The sequence below is a fragment of the Methylocystis sp. NC52PC genome (assembly GCF_055698645.1).
Genome location: NZ_CP170127.1, coordinates 967,503 through 980,498 on the forward strand (window position 1 = coordinate 967,503; position 12,996 = coordinate 980,498).

Consider the following 12,996-nt stretch of genomic DNA (forward strand, 5'->3'; position numbering starts at 1 on the left):
GGGGACTGTCCCCGGGGCAGCCGTCTCCCGCAGCAGTCGAAGCGGTCCGCCTAAACCTTCTCGACCTGCCCGAATTCCAGCTCCACCGGGGTCGGGCGGCCGAAGATCGAGACCGCCACCTTGAGGCGCGAGCGCGCCTCGTCGACCTCTTCGACCAGACCGTTGAAGGAGGCGAAGGGGCCGTCGGCGACGCGCACCGTCTCGCCGACCTCGAAGCTGACCGTCGGCTTGGGGCGCTCCACGCCCTCGGCCACCTGCCCTTTGATCCGCATCGCCTCTTCTTCGGAGATGGGCATGGGCTTGTTGTCGGCGCCGAGGAAGCCGGTGACCTTCGGCGTGTTCTTGATCAAAGAGAACACGGGGTCAGTCAGATTGCACTTCACGAGCACATAGCCCGGAAAGAACTTGCGCTCGGTGGAGACCTTACGTCCGCGACGCACCTCGACGACCTGCTCGGTCGGCACGAGAATTTCCTCGAAAGCCTCGGTCAGGCCCCGCTGCGCGGCGCCTTCGCGGATCGCCTCGGCGACCTTCTTTTCGAAGTTCGAATAAGCGTGGACGATATACCAGCGCATGCTCATGAGGCGCGTCCGGCTCCGTGAAAAGAAGTTATTGGCCGACGCGCAGCAGCAGGCCGACGAGGAAGCGCAGGGCCGAGTCGACGACGACGAAGAACAGGCTCGCGAACAGCACCATCAGAATCACGAGGCCGGTGGTGATCATCGTCTCGCGACGCGTGGGCCAGGTGACCTTATTCGCCTCGGCGCGCACTTCCTGAAGGAACGTAAATGGGTTGACCATTTGCTTGCCCGGTTCTTGCGCCGACGTCCGGAAGGGACGCGCGCCGTAAAACAGTCGCGGCGCGCGACCTTCCGGCCACGCGCCACGTTACGACGCCTTATAGCGCCTCCCGCTGCGCCCGCCAAGGGGGATTCGCGCCAAGGGGGATTTGCGCCAAGGGGGATTTGCGCCAAGGGTCCTTGCCCCCGCCGGCCGGGGATTTTAAGAGCTTGGGCCCGCGCCTTTCGGAGGAAGACATGCGCCTTTGGACCCTGCTCGTCGCCGGCCTGGCGACGGCCGCGCTCGCCGCCTGCAACGGCCCCCGTCAAACTCAGCCGGTCATCGACCCGCCCGGCCCGTCGCAGCCAACCCCCTCCGCCCTGCAGCTCCCCGAAGGCGCGGGCTGCTCGGGCCCCATCGCGCGCTACAGATCGGTGATCGAGAACGATCTCTCGATGGGGCACGTCAATCCAAGCGTCTATCGCCAGATCCAGGGGGAAATCTCCGAGGCCGCGACCGCCTGCGCCGCTGGGCAGGACGCGAAGGCGGCCGCGCTGCTGCGCGCCTCCAAGGCCCGTCACGGCTATCCCGCCGGCTAGCGGCTTTTTTCGCGGAGCTTCCCGCGTCGCGGCGCGACATCGCGCCGCCTGGCACCCTGGAAACAATCCAGATTTGACCCTTTGACGCTCGCTGCCCTGGCGCCTAGGTTGCTTTGCAAAAGCATCCGGCCAGAAAAGAGACAGGCATGAACAGGCGAGCTGCGGCGGTTTTCGTTTTCGCGATTGGTTTTTCGGGCGCCGCGGCGGCTGAAACATATACGCTCACGATCAAGGACCACAAATTCGACCCTAGCGAGCTGAAGCTCCCCGCCGACAAGGCCGCGACGCTTGTCGTCAAGAATCTCGATGGGACGCCCGAGGAATTCGAGTCGAAGCCCCTGCGCATCGAAAAAGTGGTGCCGGCCAACAGCGAGGCGACCTTCCAGCTGCGCGCGCTCAAGCCTGGGCGCTACAAATTCTTCGGCGAGTTCCACGAGGACAGCGCCAAGGGCGAACTGGTCGTCGAATAATGCTGGGCGCGCTGATCATCGTCTTTCGCGAGGCCATCGAGGCCGGCCTCATCATCGGCATCGTCGCAGCGGTGACGCGCGGCGTTCCGGGATCGCGCGGCTTCATCGCCGGCGGCGTCGGCGGCGGCGTCCTGGGGGCGCTGGTGGTCGCCGCCTTCGCGGATCAGCTTTCGCGCGCCTTCGCGGGCAGCGGGCAGGAACTGTTCAATGCGGCGGTGCTGATGGTCGCTGTCGTCATGCTCGCCTGGCACAATATCTGGATGGCCCGCCACGGCCGCGAGTTGGCGCAGGAGCTTTCCGACGTGGGGCGGGCGGTGGCGCGCGGCGACCGCACGCTCTTTGCGCTCGCGACGGTCGTGGGCCTCGCCGTGCTGCGCGAGGGGTCGGAAGTGGCGCTCTTCCTCTACGGCGTGCTCGCTTCCGGCGAGTCGGCGACGAGCGTGCTGATCGGCGGCGTCGCGGGCCTGGCGCTCGGCGCGGCGACCAGCGTCGCGACCTTCTTCGGCCTCGTCTCCATTCCGCCGCGCCGGCTCTTCGCTGTGACGACGGCGCTGATTACTTTGCTCGCGGCGGGTCTCGCCGCGCAGGCGGTGGCCTTCCTCCAGCAGGCGGGGACAATCACGGCGCTTTCCGACACGGTCTGGGACACGTCCTGGCTGTTGTCGGACAAAAGCATTCCCGGGCGCGTCCTGCATACGCTCATCGGCTATGCCGACCAGCCGTCGCAGATGCAAGTCGTGGTCTATGGGCTGACGATCGCCGCTATCGTCGCGGCGACCAAACTCACCGCCATGACAGCGCCCGCGCCGGCGCGGGCGCCGGCGGAATGAGGGCCGAGTCGCCGCCCAGAACGTCGAGTCCGCGCTTGAGGGCATAGGCGAGTTGGACCGCCTCGCCCTGCGCGAAGACATGCACGAAGGTGAGCCTCGGCTGGTCGTCCTGCATGTGATCGCAGAGGCCGGCGACCTCCAGACCGCTGGCGTGCAATGTCTCGACCAGGGGTTTCACTTCACTTGCGAGCGCGGCGAATTCGGCGGTGATCGCCGCCTTTCCGTCTCCCAGCGCCTGGAAATTCAGCGCTGACGCCGCCCCCAGGGCGGCAGGCGCCGGCGCGCCGCTTGCGCGGACCTCCTCGGCGCGAGGAATGAGAAACTGCCGGGCGCCCGACGTCATTCGCGCCTTGGCCCCGAGCGCCGCCTCGATCTGCGCCAGCTCGGGCGGGGTCAAGTCCGGAGACGGATCAGCAAGATCAGCAGCCTTGATCGGGACCGCCTCGCGCAACGCCTGCGCCAGTTCGACCGGGTCGCCGTATCCCGCGACATGCAGATGCGCCCCCTCGGGGCGGGCGCGCAGCAAATGGTGATGCACGCCGGAGATTCGCACGCCCTGCGCCAGCAGCCTCGTCACCGCCCGGGGCGCCTCGACCTCGGCGACCACGAGGTCGCCGCGCATCATGGCGTAACGGCCGATCTGCTGGAAGGCGACCCAGCCGCCGACGAGGCCCGGCGCGAGCTCGACGCCGTCGAGCCGCGTGCGCAGGTCGCGGCGCGGCAGTTCGTATCTGTGCGCCGTCCCGATCATGACGCCGTCGCGGCCCATCGCCGCGTCCACGCGCGACCAGTCGATTTCCGCCAGCGCCGCTGGCGCGCACAGCAGCGACCCAAACAGGGCGAGCGTTATCAGGGCGTTGCGCATGGGCCTTCCTCCCCGGGGGCGTCCGCCAGACATGGCGCGGGCGTCGAGGAGGAACAGGCCCGGGTCGTGCGCGAAGACTAGTCGCGCGCGATGATGTTGATCTTCTTGATCACCCGCTCCGGCTCGGGCCGGACCAGATCAACCGAGAGCAGCCCGTTGACCAGATCGGCGCCCAGCACCTGCATGCCTTCGGCGAGGAGGAAGGCGCGCTGGAACTGCCGCGCAGCGATGCCCCTGTGCAGGAAGTGCCGCTCGCGCTCCTCGATTTGCCGGCCCCGGATGACGAGCTGGTTTTCCTCCAGAGACACATCGAGCTGGTCGCGCGTGAAGCCGGCGACGGCCAAGGTGATGCGCAACCGCTCGGGCTCGTTTTCCGTGCGCGGGAGCCGTTCGATATTATAGGGCGGATAGCCGTCGGCGCCGCTGCGCGTGACGCGCTCGAGGGCGCGTTCAATTTCGTCGAAACCCAATAGAAACGGCGAATTCAGCGGGGGACGCGACATGGTGTGAAGCCCTTCTGGCGCCTCTGTTTTGGCGGGGACCCGTCTGGCGTCTCCGCATGAGATTTATGGCCGAGCGCGGGCCCGCGATCAAGCGGGGCGTCGCGCCGGCCGCCATTGACGCAAGCGGCGCGCGCCCCCATCTGCGGGCAGTCTTTCCTCTTCGTCGGCGGCGCCCATGCATCCTGTCACGCTGCGCCTTGCGTTCCTGGCGACCGCCCTCGCGCCCTTCGTCGCGCAGGCGGAGGAAACGCCGGCGATCATCGCGCCGGAAGGCGACCGCTTCACCCTTCAGCCGCTCAACGGCGGCTATTTGCGCCTGAACCGCGACACTGGCGCCGTCTCCTATTGCTCGGCGAAGGAGGGCGTCGCCGTCTGCCGCCTCGGCGCCGACGAGCGCGCGACGCTTCAAGCCGAGATCGAGAGGCTGCGCGCCGAGAACGCAAGGCTGCAAGCGCAGATTGCGAAGGGGCCGCCGACGCTTCCCGGCGAGCAGGAGTTCGAGCGGGCGCTCTCCTTTACCGAGCGCTTCTTGCGACGCATAATCCGCCTGTTCAAGGAAGAAGCGCCGAATTGACAGGGGGGCTTCGATGACCGACGACGAACCCTTCGCCAACTGGCCGCATCTTGAGAAACCCACGCGCCTCGAGCGCGATTTTTTAGCCCTCTCCAGCCCAACCGAAACGGAATCTCCCTCTATGGCGTCTAAGAACGCGCTCGAAAATTTCCTCGGCGGCTCGCCGATCAACGTCGCCATCCGACTGTTTTTCATCTCGCTCGTCGTCGGCGCGCTGCTGATGTGGCTGGAGCTGCGGCCCATCGACATTCTGCGCGGCGTGCAGGCCTTTTTCGACCGGATTTATCACCTCGGCTTCGGCGCGGTGAAGGAGCTCGTAAGCTATCTGCTCGCAGGCGCAGTGTTTGTCGTGCCGGCCTGGCTGATCCTGCGGCTCATGAACATGAGCGGGCGCAGATGAGCCGCACGGGTCTTCTCGTCTTACTGCTCCTGCCGCTCTCCTCGACGCTCGTGCGAGCCGCGAGCGACGACGCTTGGCGGGACTTTCGCATCGACGTGGAAAAGAGCTGTGAAAAGGCCGTCGCCGGGCGGCTCGACCATGCGACGATCCACGTTGACCCTTTCGGCAGCGAAACTTATGGAGTCGCACTCGCGCGCGGCCTGTCGCGGGACGCGAAGGCCCCGCGCGTCATCGTCTGCATCTATGACAAGCGCTCGAAGCGGGCCGAGGCGAGCGGGGAATTTGCGCCCTAGCGCCGGCGAATCGAGGACGTTAGATCGCCCTCGGTCGCCTCATCCCGTCGCGGAGGCAGCGGCGCGTCGGGCGCGTTGAGCGGCCCAAAGCCGTCGCCGCCCTCGAAGGCGGCGCGCGGCGGCCGGCCCGTCGTGTCGTTGTCCGTCTCGTCGCCGGCGCCGGGCTTGGCGTTGCGCATGGCGATCAGCGGCGATTCCTCGGGCGGCGGCAGGGTCTCCTGCGGCGCGGGCTTGCAGATCGCGCGTCCGGAGCGGCCATGCAGGGCGAGATCGACGTGAATATGGTTGTAATGGAAGGCATTGGAGCCCGGCGACAGCACCGTGGTGAAATGTTCGCAGGAGCCGCGATGCACGTCCATCAGAAAGGCCCGCGTCTGCTCGTCGCCGCGCCACCAATCGCGCACCAGCGTGATCTGGCGCCCGTCCTCGAGGACGAAGCCGCCGATGTCGAGCGCATTGCCGAAGGCGTGTTCGGAGAGCTGCGCGCCGCTTTGATTGTTCATGCCCCGGCAGGCGTAGGAGCCCATCGAGTCGATGCGGACCACGCGGCTGCCGAAACGCGCCTGCGCGGCCGGCTGGACCGTATCGGCGAGCCATTGGTCGAGTTCCGCGACCATTGAGCAATCGAGCGTCGCCGTGGCGTTGAAAGCGACCGCGCCGCCCTGCAGCGCGGTCACCTTGAACGGCTTGGTGAGGCCGCAGATGCCCGGGCCCTCCAGCTCATTGGCGAGCGCAATGAAGTCCGACGGCTGCACCCGCCGTTGCGCGATGCAGGCGTTTTCCGCCTGGGTGCGCCAAGCCGGCCGCTGCGGCCGGAACGGACCGGCGCAGCCCGCCAGCGTCGCGGCGGCGAAGAGCAAGAGGAGCGTGGCGCGGCGGACCATGCCGCATAGAGTGGCGGACGGTCGGTTAAGCGAGCGTCGAAAAATTTAGTTAACCGAGAAATTTCCGAAGACTGTGGCCGCGTCACATAAGTGGCTCGTTGACGACCTGCCGGGCCGGCCTCGTCCTTCGCGACGCGCGCCTGAGCGCGCTCCTTCAGGATGAGGCCTCAGTGCACGATCAAAATGAAGAAGCCCCTCATGCTGAGGAGCCTGCGCAGCAGGCGTCTCGCAGCATCAAGGCCGCAACGCCTCCTAGAAAACGAAACGGCCGGCGTTTCCGCCGGCCGCCTTTGAGAGCGTTACTGCGGGGCTCCGCCCTTGCGGGCCCGCATGAAGGATTCGAACTCTTCCCGGTCGCGGGCGCGGCGCAATTCGGCGATATGTTCGGCGAAGTCACGCTCGGCTTCGGCGAGCTTGCGACGCTCCTCCTCAAGGCGGGCGAGTTCGCCTTCCCGCCATTCGTCGAAGGCGACGTTGCCGGTCGAGCGCATGAAAGACGGGCCCGCCCAGCCGCCGCTCGCGGCCTCGCGCGACACCTCGCCGAAAGCCTCCTTGACCTTGGCGCCCTGCTCGGCCGCGAAGGAGAACAGGTCGCCCTGATAGCCGAAGCTCTTGCCCCAGAGCTTGAGGAACAGCAGCGCGAGGCCGATTGGCCAGAAGATGAAGAAGCCGAGAACGATGGCCGCGACTTCGAACGGCCTCCAATGCGCGCACCCTCCCTGACGCCCCCAGGGTGAGGCGGACATTCGGGAATGATGATTGCAGCTCATAGTTGGCTCCAGTCTGATGCTCGGCCTTCGGACTTCCGGCGCCGATGTAAATGTTATACACATTCACATCGTTTTTTGCAAGGAGCGGGGCCTTGGCCGCGTTTTGCAACGAGAGGCTCGGCGGGCTCGTCTTTCGCGTCGACAAGACCCGAACCGCCGGCCTCGCGCATATCGGAACGGCCTCGCTGTCCTTCAAGACCCTTCGGATTCGCAGCTCAAAATCCAGGTGCGGTCGCAGAAGGCGACATAGAGGCGCTCCTGCCCGAGCGCGGCGCCGAGCTCGGTTGCGAGCTCGTTCAGCATGGCCTCGATCTCTTCGTCCGGGAGATCGCCGAGATAGGCGTGCACGGCCTCGCCGGTGAAAATCGCGACGGGCTCGCGGTCGGAGCCGACGCCGCCGCCCGCCTTCGGCCAAGCATAGGTGACCTCGGCGCGGGCGAACATGCCGGAAAGGGCCGGCTTGCCCGCTTCAACCCTGGACCGCATCCAGCGCTGCGCGGTGCGCACGGCCTCGGAGACGTCATAGACGCGCCCCTCCGCGTCCCAGCCCTCGCGCAGGCCTACCGTGATCCGGAAATCCCGCCGCGGCCCCTGAGAGCCGTCGACGATGCGATAATCTTTGGCGTCGCTCATCGGGCCAAGGTAAGGCGCCGACCGGGACGGGAGAAGGAAAATTCAAGCGGCCTCGGCGCTCACGTCCCCGTGGCGATTTTGACCACTCCAATTATCATGGCGCCGAGAAACGTCGCTGATAAAGCGCACGCCAGAATCGACACGATCACGCCCTCGACGTCACTTTCGCCCAACATGCCCGCCTCCCTCATTTCCTTAACAAGACATTAAGGGAAGCGCGCCCGTCTCGTGTGTGCGCCAACGCACGCGGCGGGCGTCAAGCGAACAAGCGCCGAGTTCGATTGTTGAAGAGGAGCCATCGCGCCAGACGCGAAAGCGCCCGTCGTCGAAAAATCGTCCAGCAACAAAATCAACGCCCGTGCGTCCCCGCGAGTCGGACGTTCGAGAAAGAAACCGCCGGGCGCTCGATCATCTTCTATGGAGACTTTTCCTGACCGGGGAGGTATTTACATCAATTGATCTTGCTTGCGCCAGGACGCGTCGCATGGGCCTCGAAATCGTCGTCTGCCAAAATCTCACGCCAACCGTCCTGCGCCTCGCGGGGCGTATAGACAATGAAACGAGCGCGTCGCTCGCCGCGGCGATTGAGCGTACGGACGGCGCGATCACGCTCGATATGGCTGACTGCGAATATGTCTCCAGCGCGGGACTTCGCGTGCTGCTCATCGCGCATCGCGATCTCGCCCGCAAAGGCTACGCTCTGTCGCTGGCGAATGTCTCGGCTCTGGTCTTTTCCGTATTCGAAGTCACTGGCTTGGATCAGATCCTGCGCCTCCGGAAGACGCCGCGCTCGATTTCACTCGAAGGGGCGGAACTGATTTCCGCCGGCGCATGTGGCGATTGTTATCGCCTCGACTCAGAAACGGTTGTCAAATTGTATCGTGACGGGGTCGATCCCGGCGTTGCGGAGAAAGAAAAGCAATTTGCGAAGGCTGCCTTTCTTCTCGGCATACCGACCGCCCTCTCCTACGACGTCGTCGCTTATGGAGGACGAACCGGCATCGTGTATGAGATGGTCGATGCTGAGCTTTTCAGCGCCATCATCAAAGACGACCCTCTAAACACAGCCAAATACGGGCGGATGCTTTCCGATATTGCGAAAAGCGTGCATTCGATCAAAGGCGATCCCGGGATTTTTCCGCGCATCAAGGACCAGTTTCTGGACTACATCGGGCAAACGAGCGCCTTTCTCGAGGGGTCAGACGTCGATTTTCTGCTTGAGCGTCTTCGCGCTATTCCCGATAGCGAAAATTGCGTTCATTTCGATCTCCATTCGAGCAACGTCATGATCCGAAACAGCGAGCCGATCATCATCGACATGGGGGATTTGTCTATCGGCAGCTATTTGTTCGACTTGGGCCTCATCTACATGATCTACGGGCTTCCCGAACTCGGCTTTTGCGAGTTGGTCACCAAGATGCCCTCGGATCAGGGCTTGCAATTGTGTGATAGTTTCATCTCGGCTTATTTCGCCGACAAGGGCGCTGCGGATTACGCGTTTTTTCAACAGAACCGATATTTCCTGGCGTCATTGCGGGCGATCTACACCATTACCTTCCTGCCCTACATGCGATCGCGAATGATCGAGGTGGTGCGAGACGCGCTCTTGCCGAAGATGCGCTCCAGTTTGTAAGCCTTCTCAATTATTCGACAGAGAGGCTTCGCTTGGAGATCAACTAATCGGGCGGAGCCGCCGGGCGTTCCTTTGGCAGCCGAAGCCTAGGGGTTGAAAAGCGAGCCCGAGTGGCCATCTAGGAAGGGCTTTGGGTGCGGGCTGAGGTCCCCCTGGGGTCGCCCTGCCGGACGCGTAAAGAGGATAGGCGAAAATGCATGTGACGATCGAACAGGCAGAAAAGGCCATTGAGGCCGCGAGGAAGCGCGCTCTCGAACTCAATACGCAGATGTGCATCGCCATTGTCGATTCCGGCGCTAATCTCAAGGCCTTTTATCGCATGGACGACGCTTGGGTTGGCAGCATAGACATCGCGATGAAGAAAGCGAAAACGGCAGTCTTCTTCGGCATGCCCACCGGTCAGATCGGCAAGCTCTCGCAGCCCGGCGGCCCGCTCTACGCGATCGAACAGTCAAACGACGGGCTTATAACTTTTCCGGGCGGCCTTCCCATCGTGGACGTCGATGGGGTCATGATCGGCGCAATCGGCGTGTCGGGCAGCTCGGTCGAGAATGATCATGCCGTCGCGCAGGCCGGCGGCGGCGCCATCGGCGTTTGCGATCTACCGGAACATCCTTGGCGGACCTGAGATCAACTGCGCTCTCTCACTAAGAGGAAGAGCTCGCTCGACGGCGCGGCGATCAGGCCGCGCCTGTCACCCTATGCCGCCCAGCAAGACGGCGTACAGGGCCATCGATGCGCCGTACAACAAAATGACGAGCGCGTATCCGGCGATGTTCCATCCTGTCGATGCGTCCGGCTTCATCCACCACTCGAGCTTGTTGAACGCCCAAGGCGCGATCCACCAGCCCAGGAGCTGCGTGCTGATGAGATTCCCGATGAACAGACTCAGCCAGGGCGGGGCGTGGCGGGCGTCCAACAAAGGACCTCCGATAAAGTAACCCCAAAGGTAAACGACCGGATACAGCACGAGCAGGACAACCATGTTCTGCTTCATGATCACATGCTTGTCCTCGGGAGCACGATCGTCGGGAGAAAACCAGAAATCAAAACCATAATTGTTTCGACGCACGGTCATGCTGCGCTGAAATTTATCCCCCTTCATGAGAAGAGCGGCCCTTTCGGAAGAGTTGAGCCAATTCTCGAGGTTGGCGTCGCAGTCAAAGGCGACAATTGTAACCCAACTGCTTTGAACGCCTGGCAAGGGTCTTTCAATTTTGTGGCGCAAGAAACCCTTGAACCTGGCTTCGGCCGCCTGGATATCATGTTGCCAGGACAGAAAGACGCCTTCGTCTTCCGGCTCAACGCGGTGTGAAATCATCACGGAAGCCACGCGGGCTTGCCCGCGGCTCGTATCCGAGAGCAGCTGAAGATCTTCCTGACCCACCACATATTGCCGGGCATCGGCAAGAAGGATCGCCCGTTCGCCGCTCTGCAGCCATAAGCGGGCAGATTCGGCGGAAGAAAAATACTCGATTTCGATCCAGTCAACCTGAGTTGGAGGGTTCGGCGCCACCACCTCCTGACGGGTAAAGCCCGGCCAGTTCCGCAACCTCGTGGCGATCCGAGACAACAGCATGGCGTAGGTTTCGCTGTCGGCGTCCGCGATTCGCTGCTGGATCACCAGCGCGACGGGGCCGTCAGTGGGGGAGCATTCCCTTGGCGTCATCGAAATCCTGGTCCGACTAATCCTGACAGCGGAGGCGTTCCGGCGATTTCCCTGCCTAGCCGGAAGATTGTCGGAGAGACGAAATCAATTGCGAACTGTTCTTGGTCTCGCTTGCCCCAATGATCAGAATCCCATGCTCTTCCCAACTTCCTACTCAAAAAGCCGGGAGCGCGTGGTCAAACCCGAAACGCGCCACGACCCCTAGAAAGAACGCGGCGAAAATGGTGAGCGCGGCCGTCCCGACGGAGACGGTGGCGCGAAGACCGGCCGGTTTGAACAAGCTGCTGCTGACGACGGCCATTTTGACCTCTCGGAGAGAAATAAGCATCACCGTAATTGGTGGACGCTCTTATCATTAACCAAGCGCTCGAATCCTGCAACCGGGCCAAGGCCGCCATCTCTTTGAAGCGCGTTGATTGAGCATTGGAACAATTGGATTTTTGTCAGGGTATGTTATCAACAAGAAAAGCGGAGGAATGAAATGCTGCACTGGCTCGACGGAAAAAGGGGCGTCTTTGCATTCGTCGTCGTGTTCATTGGCCTCTCTATAGTAGGCGGCTGGGCGTATCTGTTTGAAACGCTGCCCGGCGGAGTTTGGCACAGGAACCGCATCACGGGCGCGACATGCTATCGGACGGTCCACTGCTGGATCGCCGCGAGCGATCCTTTTGGGAAGGGATTGAAACTTCCGGCGGAGCCCTTCGGCAAATTGAGCGAATAGGCCTTTCCGCGGACTATTGCGCTCCTACGCGACGATCGACGTCGCGAACGATTCGGGAATGTGAATAAGAGTCTGCGCATTGGAGCGGCCATGCCCCATCCCCCGGAGGGTTACTTCACCCGCGGCGTCGACGCCGATCCCGAACTCGCCGACCTGATCAAGGGCGAGCTTTCGCGTCAGCGCGAGGGAATCGAGCTGATCGCCTCTGAAAACATCGTCTCGCGCCTGGTGCTGGAAGCGCAAGGCTCGGCGCTCACCAACAAGACGGTCGAGGGGGCGCCTTACGCGCGCTATTACGGCGGCGCTCAATTCGCCGACGCCATCGAAAGCCTCGCCGTCGCGCGCGCCAAAAGACTTTTCGGCTGCCGCTTCGCCAATGTGCAGCCGCATTCGGGCTCGAACGCCAACGCCGGCGTGTTTCTTGGCCTCCTCGAACTCGGCGATCCGATCCTCTCCATGAATGTCGCGGCGGGCGGGCATATCAGCCATGGCCATCCCGCGACGCTGACCGGACGCGACTACAAGATTGCCCATTACGGCGTGAACCGCGTCACGGAGACGATCGACCTCGGCGAGGTGCGCGACCTCGCCCGCAAGACGCGCCCGCGGATGATCGTCGCCGGCGGCTCCGCCTATCCGCGGGCGATCGACTTCGCGGGTCTGCGCGCCATTGCGGATGAGGTCGGCGCCTTTCTTCTCGTCGACATGGCGCATTTCGCCGGGCTCGTCGCCACAGGACTCTATCCGCACCCCTTTCCGCACGCCCATGTCGTGACGACGACGACCTACAAATCCCTGCGCGGCGCGCGCGGCGGCCTGGTTTTGTGGAACGACGACGCCTTGTCGAGCCGCATCAACGCCGGGATCTTTCCGGGCGTTCAGGGCTCGGTGATGCTGCACGCCGTCGCCGGCAAGGCGGCCTGCCTCGGCGAGGCGCTGCGCCCCGACTTTCGCGCCTATAACGAAGCCGTGCTCGACAACGCGCGCACGCTTGCCCATGCTTTGGACGCGGCAGGCCTGCGCATCGTCGCCGGCGGCACGGATATGGGGCTGATCCTCGTCGATCTGTCGGCGACCGGCGTCACCGGCGACGTCGCCGCCAAAGCGCTCGAGACGGCCGGTCTCGCGGTCAACAAGAATCTGATCCCCTTCGATCCGCGGCCGCCCGAGGCGCCCTCCGGCCTGCGGCTGTCCAGCAACGCCGGCACGACGCGCGGCTTCGGCCCCGCCGAATTCCGGCAGATCGGCGCGTGGATTGCAGGCGTCGTCGCCGATCCCACAGACCGCTCGCTCATCGCCGCGGCGCGCGACGACGTGCTGGCGCTTTGCCGGGCGTTTCCTATTTACTGACGAGACTTGTCAAACTGCGGCG

At 63.9% G+C, this 12,996-nt stretch carries 19 protein-coding genes; 10 read left to right on the forward strand and 9 right to left on the reverse strand.

From position 1 onward, the window contains the following. Window positions 1-50 precede the first annotated feature (50 nt). Together nusG and secE are read right to left on the reverse strand one after the other, a co-directional pair. Window positions 51-581: a transcription termination/antitermination protein NusG gene (gene nusG / locus ACETII_RS06515; protein WP_363350073.1), complete on the reverse strand. Its 531-nt coding sequence runs from the start codon at window positions 579-581 to the stop codon at window positions 51-53. Between the two features lie 28 nt (window positions 582-609). Continuing rightward, a complete protein-coding gene (gene secE, locus ACETII_RS06520; RefSeq protein ID WP_341104868.1) occupies window positions 610-801 on the reverse strand; it encodes a preprotein translocase subunit SecE in 192 nt (63 codons plus the stop codon). Window positions 802-1,037: 236 nt separating this feature from the next. Between secE and ACETII_RS06525 the strand changes: the two genes are divergently transcribed. The 3 genes from ACETII_RS06525 to ACETII_RS06535 all read left to right on the forward strand — a co-directional run bounded on the left by ACETII_RS06525 (window position 1,038) and on the right by ACETII_RS06535 (window position 2,679). Further along, window positions 1,038-1,379: a hypothetical protein gene (locus ACETII_RS06525; RefSeq protein WP_472787524.1), complete on the forward strand. Its 342-nt coding sequence runs from the start codon at window positions 1,038-1,040 to the stop codon at window positions 1,377-1,379. A gap of 146 nt (window positions 1,380-1,525) precedes the next feature. Next, window positions 1,526-1,849 carry a cupredoxin domain-containing protein gene (locus ACETII_RS06530; RefSeq protein WP_363350075.1) on the forward strand — a complete coding sequence of 108 codons (324 nt, stop codon included), beginning with the start codon at window positions 1,526-1,528 and terminating at the stop codon, window positions 1,847-1,849. Then, window positions 1,849-2,679: an FTR1 family iron permease gene (locus ACETII_RS06535; RefSeq protein ID WP_363350076.1), complete on the forward strand. Its 831-nt coding sequence runs from the start codon at window positions 1,849-1,851 to the stop codon at window positions 2,677-2,679. The genes ACETII_RS06530 and ACETII_RS06535 overlap by 1 nt, the downstream gene beginning before the upstream one ends. On the opposite strand, the gene ACETII_RS06540 is transcribed toward ACETII_RS06535, so the two are convergent. Together ACETII_RS06540 and ACETII_RS06545 are read right to left on the reverse strand one after the other, a co-directional pair. Beyond that, complete coding sequence (locus ACETII_RS06540; RefSeq protein WP_472787525.1) at window positions 2,633-3,544, reverse strand: DUF1259 domain-containing protein; 912 nt, start codon at window positions 3,542-3,544, stop codon at window positions 2,633-2,635. The genes ACETII_RS06535 and ACETII_RS06540 overlap by 47 nt on opposite strands. A gap of 77 nt (window positions 3,545-3,621) precedes the next feature. After that, a complete protein-coding gene (locus ACETII_RS06545; protein WP_363350078.1) occupies window positions 3,622-4,047 on the reverse strand; it encodes an Hsp20 family protein in 426 nt (141 codons plus the stop codon). A gap of 175 nt (window positions 4,048-4,222) precedes the next feature. On the opposite strand from ACETII_RS06545, the gene ACETII_RS06550 reads away from it, so the two are divergent. The 3 genes from ACETII_RS06550 to ACETII_RS06560 all read left to right on the forward strand — a co-directional run bounded on the left by ACETII_RS06550 (window position 4,223) and on the right by ACETII_RS06560 (window position 5,314). Then, window positions 4,223-4,621: a hypothetical protein gene (locus ACETII_RS06550; protein WP_363350079.1), complete on the forward strand. Its 399-nt coding sequence runs from the start codon at window positions 4,223-4,225 to the stop codon at window positions 4,619-4,621. Between the two features lie 121 nt (window positions 4,622-4,742). Beyond that, window positions 4,743-5,021, forward strand: a complete 279-nt coding sequence (locus tag ACETII_RS06555) for a DUF6460 domain-containing protein (protein ID WP_363350080.1) — start codon at window positions 4,743-4,745, stop codon at window positions 5,019-5,021. After that, entirely contained in the window at window positions 5,018-5,314 is a 297-nt protein-coding gene (locus ACETII_RS06560) for a hypothetical protein (protein ID WP_472787526.1), read from the forward strand. The genes ACETII_RS06555 and ACETII_RS06560 overlap by 4 nt, the downstream gene beginning before the upstream one ends. Here ACETII_RS06560 and ACETII_RS06565 read toward each other — a convergent pair. The 3 genes from ACETII_RS06565 to ACETII_RS06575 form a co-directional block, all read right to left on the reverse strand. Further along, window positions 5,311-6,198, reverse strand: coding sequence for an extensin-like domain-containing protein (locus ACETII_RS06565; protein WP_472787527.1), 888 nt, complete (start codon window positions 6,196-6,198; stop codon window positions 5,311-5,313). The two genes, ACETII_RS06560 and ACETII_RS06565, sit on opposite strands and share 4 nt — an antisense overlap. A 299-nt stretch (window positions 6,199-6,497) precedes the next feature. Next, on the reverse strand, window positions 6,498-6,968 hold the full coding sequence (locus ACETII_RS06570) for a DUF2852 domain-containing protein (protein WP_363350083.1): 471 nt from the start codon (window positions 6,966-6,968) through the stop codon (window positions 6,498-6,500). A gap of 192 nt (window positions 6,969-7,160) precedes the next feature. Next, the gene (locus ACETII_RS06575; RefSeq protein WP_363350084.1) at window positions 7,161-7,601 is read right to left on the reverse strand and encodes a hypothetical protein; all 441 of its coding nucleotides are present in this window, start codon (window positions 7,599-7,601) and stop codon (window positions 7,161-7,163) included. Between the two features lie 484 nt (window positions 7,602-8,085). Here ACETII_RS06575 and ACETII_RS06580 point away from each other — a divergent pair, with 484 nt between their 5' ends. Both ACETII_RS06580 and ACETII_RS06585 read left to right on the forward strand, forming a co-directional pair. Continuing rightward, window positions 8,086-9,234 carry an STAS domain-containing protein gene (locus tag ACETII_RS06580; protein WP_472787528.1) on the forward strand — a complete coding sequence of 383 codons (1,149 nt, stop codon included), beginning with the start codon at window positions 8,086-8,088 and terminating at the stop codon, window positions 9,232-9,234. A gap of 193 nt (window positions 9,235-9,427) precedes the next feature. Further along, a complete protein-coding gene (locus ACETII_RS06585) occupies window positions 9,428-9,862 on the forward strand; it encodes a GlcG/HbpS family heme-binding protein (RefSeq protein ID WP_363350086.1) in 435 nt (144 codons plus the stop codon). A gap of 66 nt (window positions 9,863-9,928) precedes the next feature. On the opposite strand, the gene ACETII_RS06590 is transcribed toward ACETII_RS06585, so the two are convergent. Then, entirely contained in the window at window positions 9,929-10,903 is a 975-nt protein-coding gene (locus tag ACETII_RS06590) for a putative antibiotic biosynthesis monooxygenase (RefSeq protein ID WP_363350087.1), read from the reverse strand. A 154-nt stretch (window positions 10,904-11,057) separates the two neighbouring features. Further along, entirely contained in the window at window positions 11,058-11,204 is a 147-nt protein-coding gene (locus tag ACETII_RS06595; protein WP_363350088.1) for a hypothetical protein, read from the reverse strand. 180 nt (window positions 11,205-11,384) lie between these two features. On the opposite strand from ACETII_RS06595, the gene ACETII_RS06600 reads away from it, so the two are divergent. Continuing rightward, window positions 11,385-11,624, forward strand: coding sequence for a hypothetical protein (locus tag ACETII_RS06600; RefSeq protein ID WP_472787529.1), 240 nt, complete (start codon window positions 11,385-11,387; stop codon window positions 11,622-11,624). Window positions 11,625-11,714: 90 nt separating this feature from the next. Then, window positions 11,715-12,974, forward strand: coding sequence for a serine hydroxymethyltransferase (locus tag ACETII_RS06605; RefSeq protein ID WP_472787530.1), 1,260 nt, complete (start codon window positions 11,715-11,717; stop codon window positions 12,972-12,974). Window positions 12,975-12,996 lie beyond the last annotated feature (22 nt).

Bases quoted from the DNA above. Each gene is read 5' to 3' on its own strand.
- nusG (WP_363350073.1), bottom strand. From the start codon at position 581: ATGAGCATGCGCTGGTATATCGTCCACGCTTATTCGAACTTCGAAAAG.
- secE (WP_341104868.1), bottom strand. From the start codon at position 801: ATGGTCAACCCATTTACGTTCCTTCAGGAAGTGCGCGCCGAGGCGAAT.
- ACETII_RS06525 (WP_472787524.1), top strand. From the start codon at position 1,038: ATGCGCCTTTGGACCCTGCTCGTCGCCGGCCTGGCGACGGCCGCGCTC.
- ACETII_RS06530 (WP_363350075.1), top strand. From the start codon at position 1,526: ATGAACAGGCGAGCTGCGGCGGTTTTCGTTTTCGCGATTGGTTTTTCG.
- ACETII_RS06535 (WP_363350076.1), top strand. From the start codon at position 1,849: ATGCTGGGCGCGCTGATCATCGTCTTTCGCGAGGCCATCGAGGCCGGC.
- ACETII_RS06540 (WP_472787525.1), bottom strand. From the start codon at position 3,544: ATGCGCAACGCCCTGATAACGCTCGCCCTGTTTGGGTCGCTGCTGTGC.
- ACETII_RS06545 (WP_363350078.1), bottom strand. From the start codon at position 4,047: ATGTCGCGTCCCCCGCTGAATTCGCCGTTTCTATTGGGTTTCGACGAA.
- ACETII_RS06550 (WP_363350079.1), top strand. From the start codon at position 4,223: ATGCATCCTGTCACGCTGCGCCTTGCGTTCCTGGCGACCGCCCTCGCG.
- ACETII_RS06555 (WP_363350080.1), top strand. From the start codon at position 4,743: ATGGCGTCTAAGAACGCGCTCGAAAATTTCCTCGGCGGCTCGCCGATC.
- ACETII_RS06560 (WP_472787526.1), top strand. From the start codon at position 5,018: ATGAGCCGCACGGGTCTTCTCGTCTTACTGCTCCTGCCGCTCTCCTCG.
- ACETII_RS06565 (WP_472787527.1), bottom strand. From the start codon at position 6,198: ATGGTCCGCCGCGCCACGCTCCTCTTGCTCTTCGCCGCCGCGACGCTG.
- ACETII_RS06570 (WP_363350083.1), bottom strand. From the start codon at position 6,968: ATGAGCTGCAATCATCATTCCCGAATGTCCGCCTCACCCTGGGGGCGT.
- ACETII_RS06575 (WP_363350084.1), bottom strand. From the start codon at position 7,601: ATGAGCGACGCCAAAGATTATCGCATCGTCGACGGCTCTCAGGGGCCG.
- ACETII_RS06580 (WP_472787528.1), top strand. From the start codon at position 8,086: ATGGGCCTCGAAATCGTCGTCTGCCAAAATCTCACGCCAACCGTCCTG.
- ACETII_RS06585 (WP_363350086.1), top strand. From the start codon at position 9,428: ATGCATGTGACGATCGAACAGGCAGAAAAGGCCATTGAGGCCGCGAGG.
- ACETII_RS06590 (WP_363350087.1), bottom strand. From the start codon at position 10,903: ATGACGCCAAGGGAATGCTCCCCCACTGACGGCCCCGTCGCGCTGGTG.
- ACETII_RS06595 (WP_363350088.1), bottom strand. From the start codon at position 11,204: ATGGCCGTCGTCAGCAGCAGCTTGTTCAAACCGGCCGGTCTTCGCGCC.
- ACETII_RS06600 (WP_472787529.1), top strand. From the start codon at position 11,385: ATGCTGCACTGGCTCGACGGAAAAAGGGGCGTCTTTGCATTCGTCGTC.
- ACETII_RS06605 (WP_472787530.1), top strand. From the start codon at position 11,715: ATGCCCCATCCCCCGGAGGGTTACTTCACCCGCGGCGTCGACGCCGAT.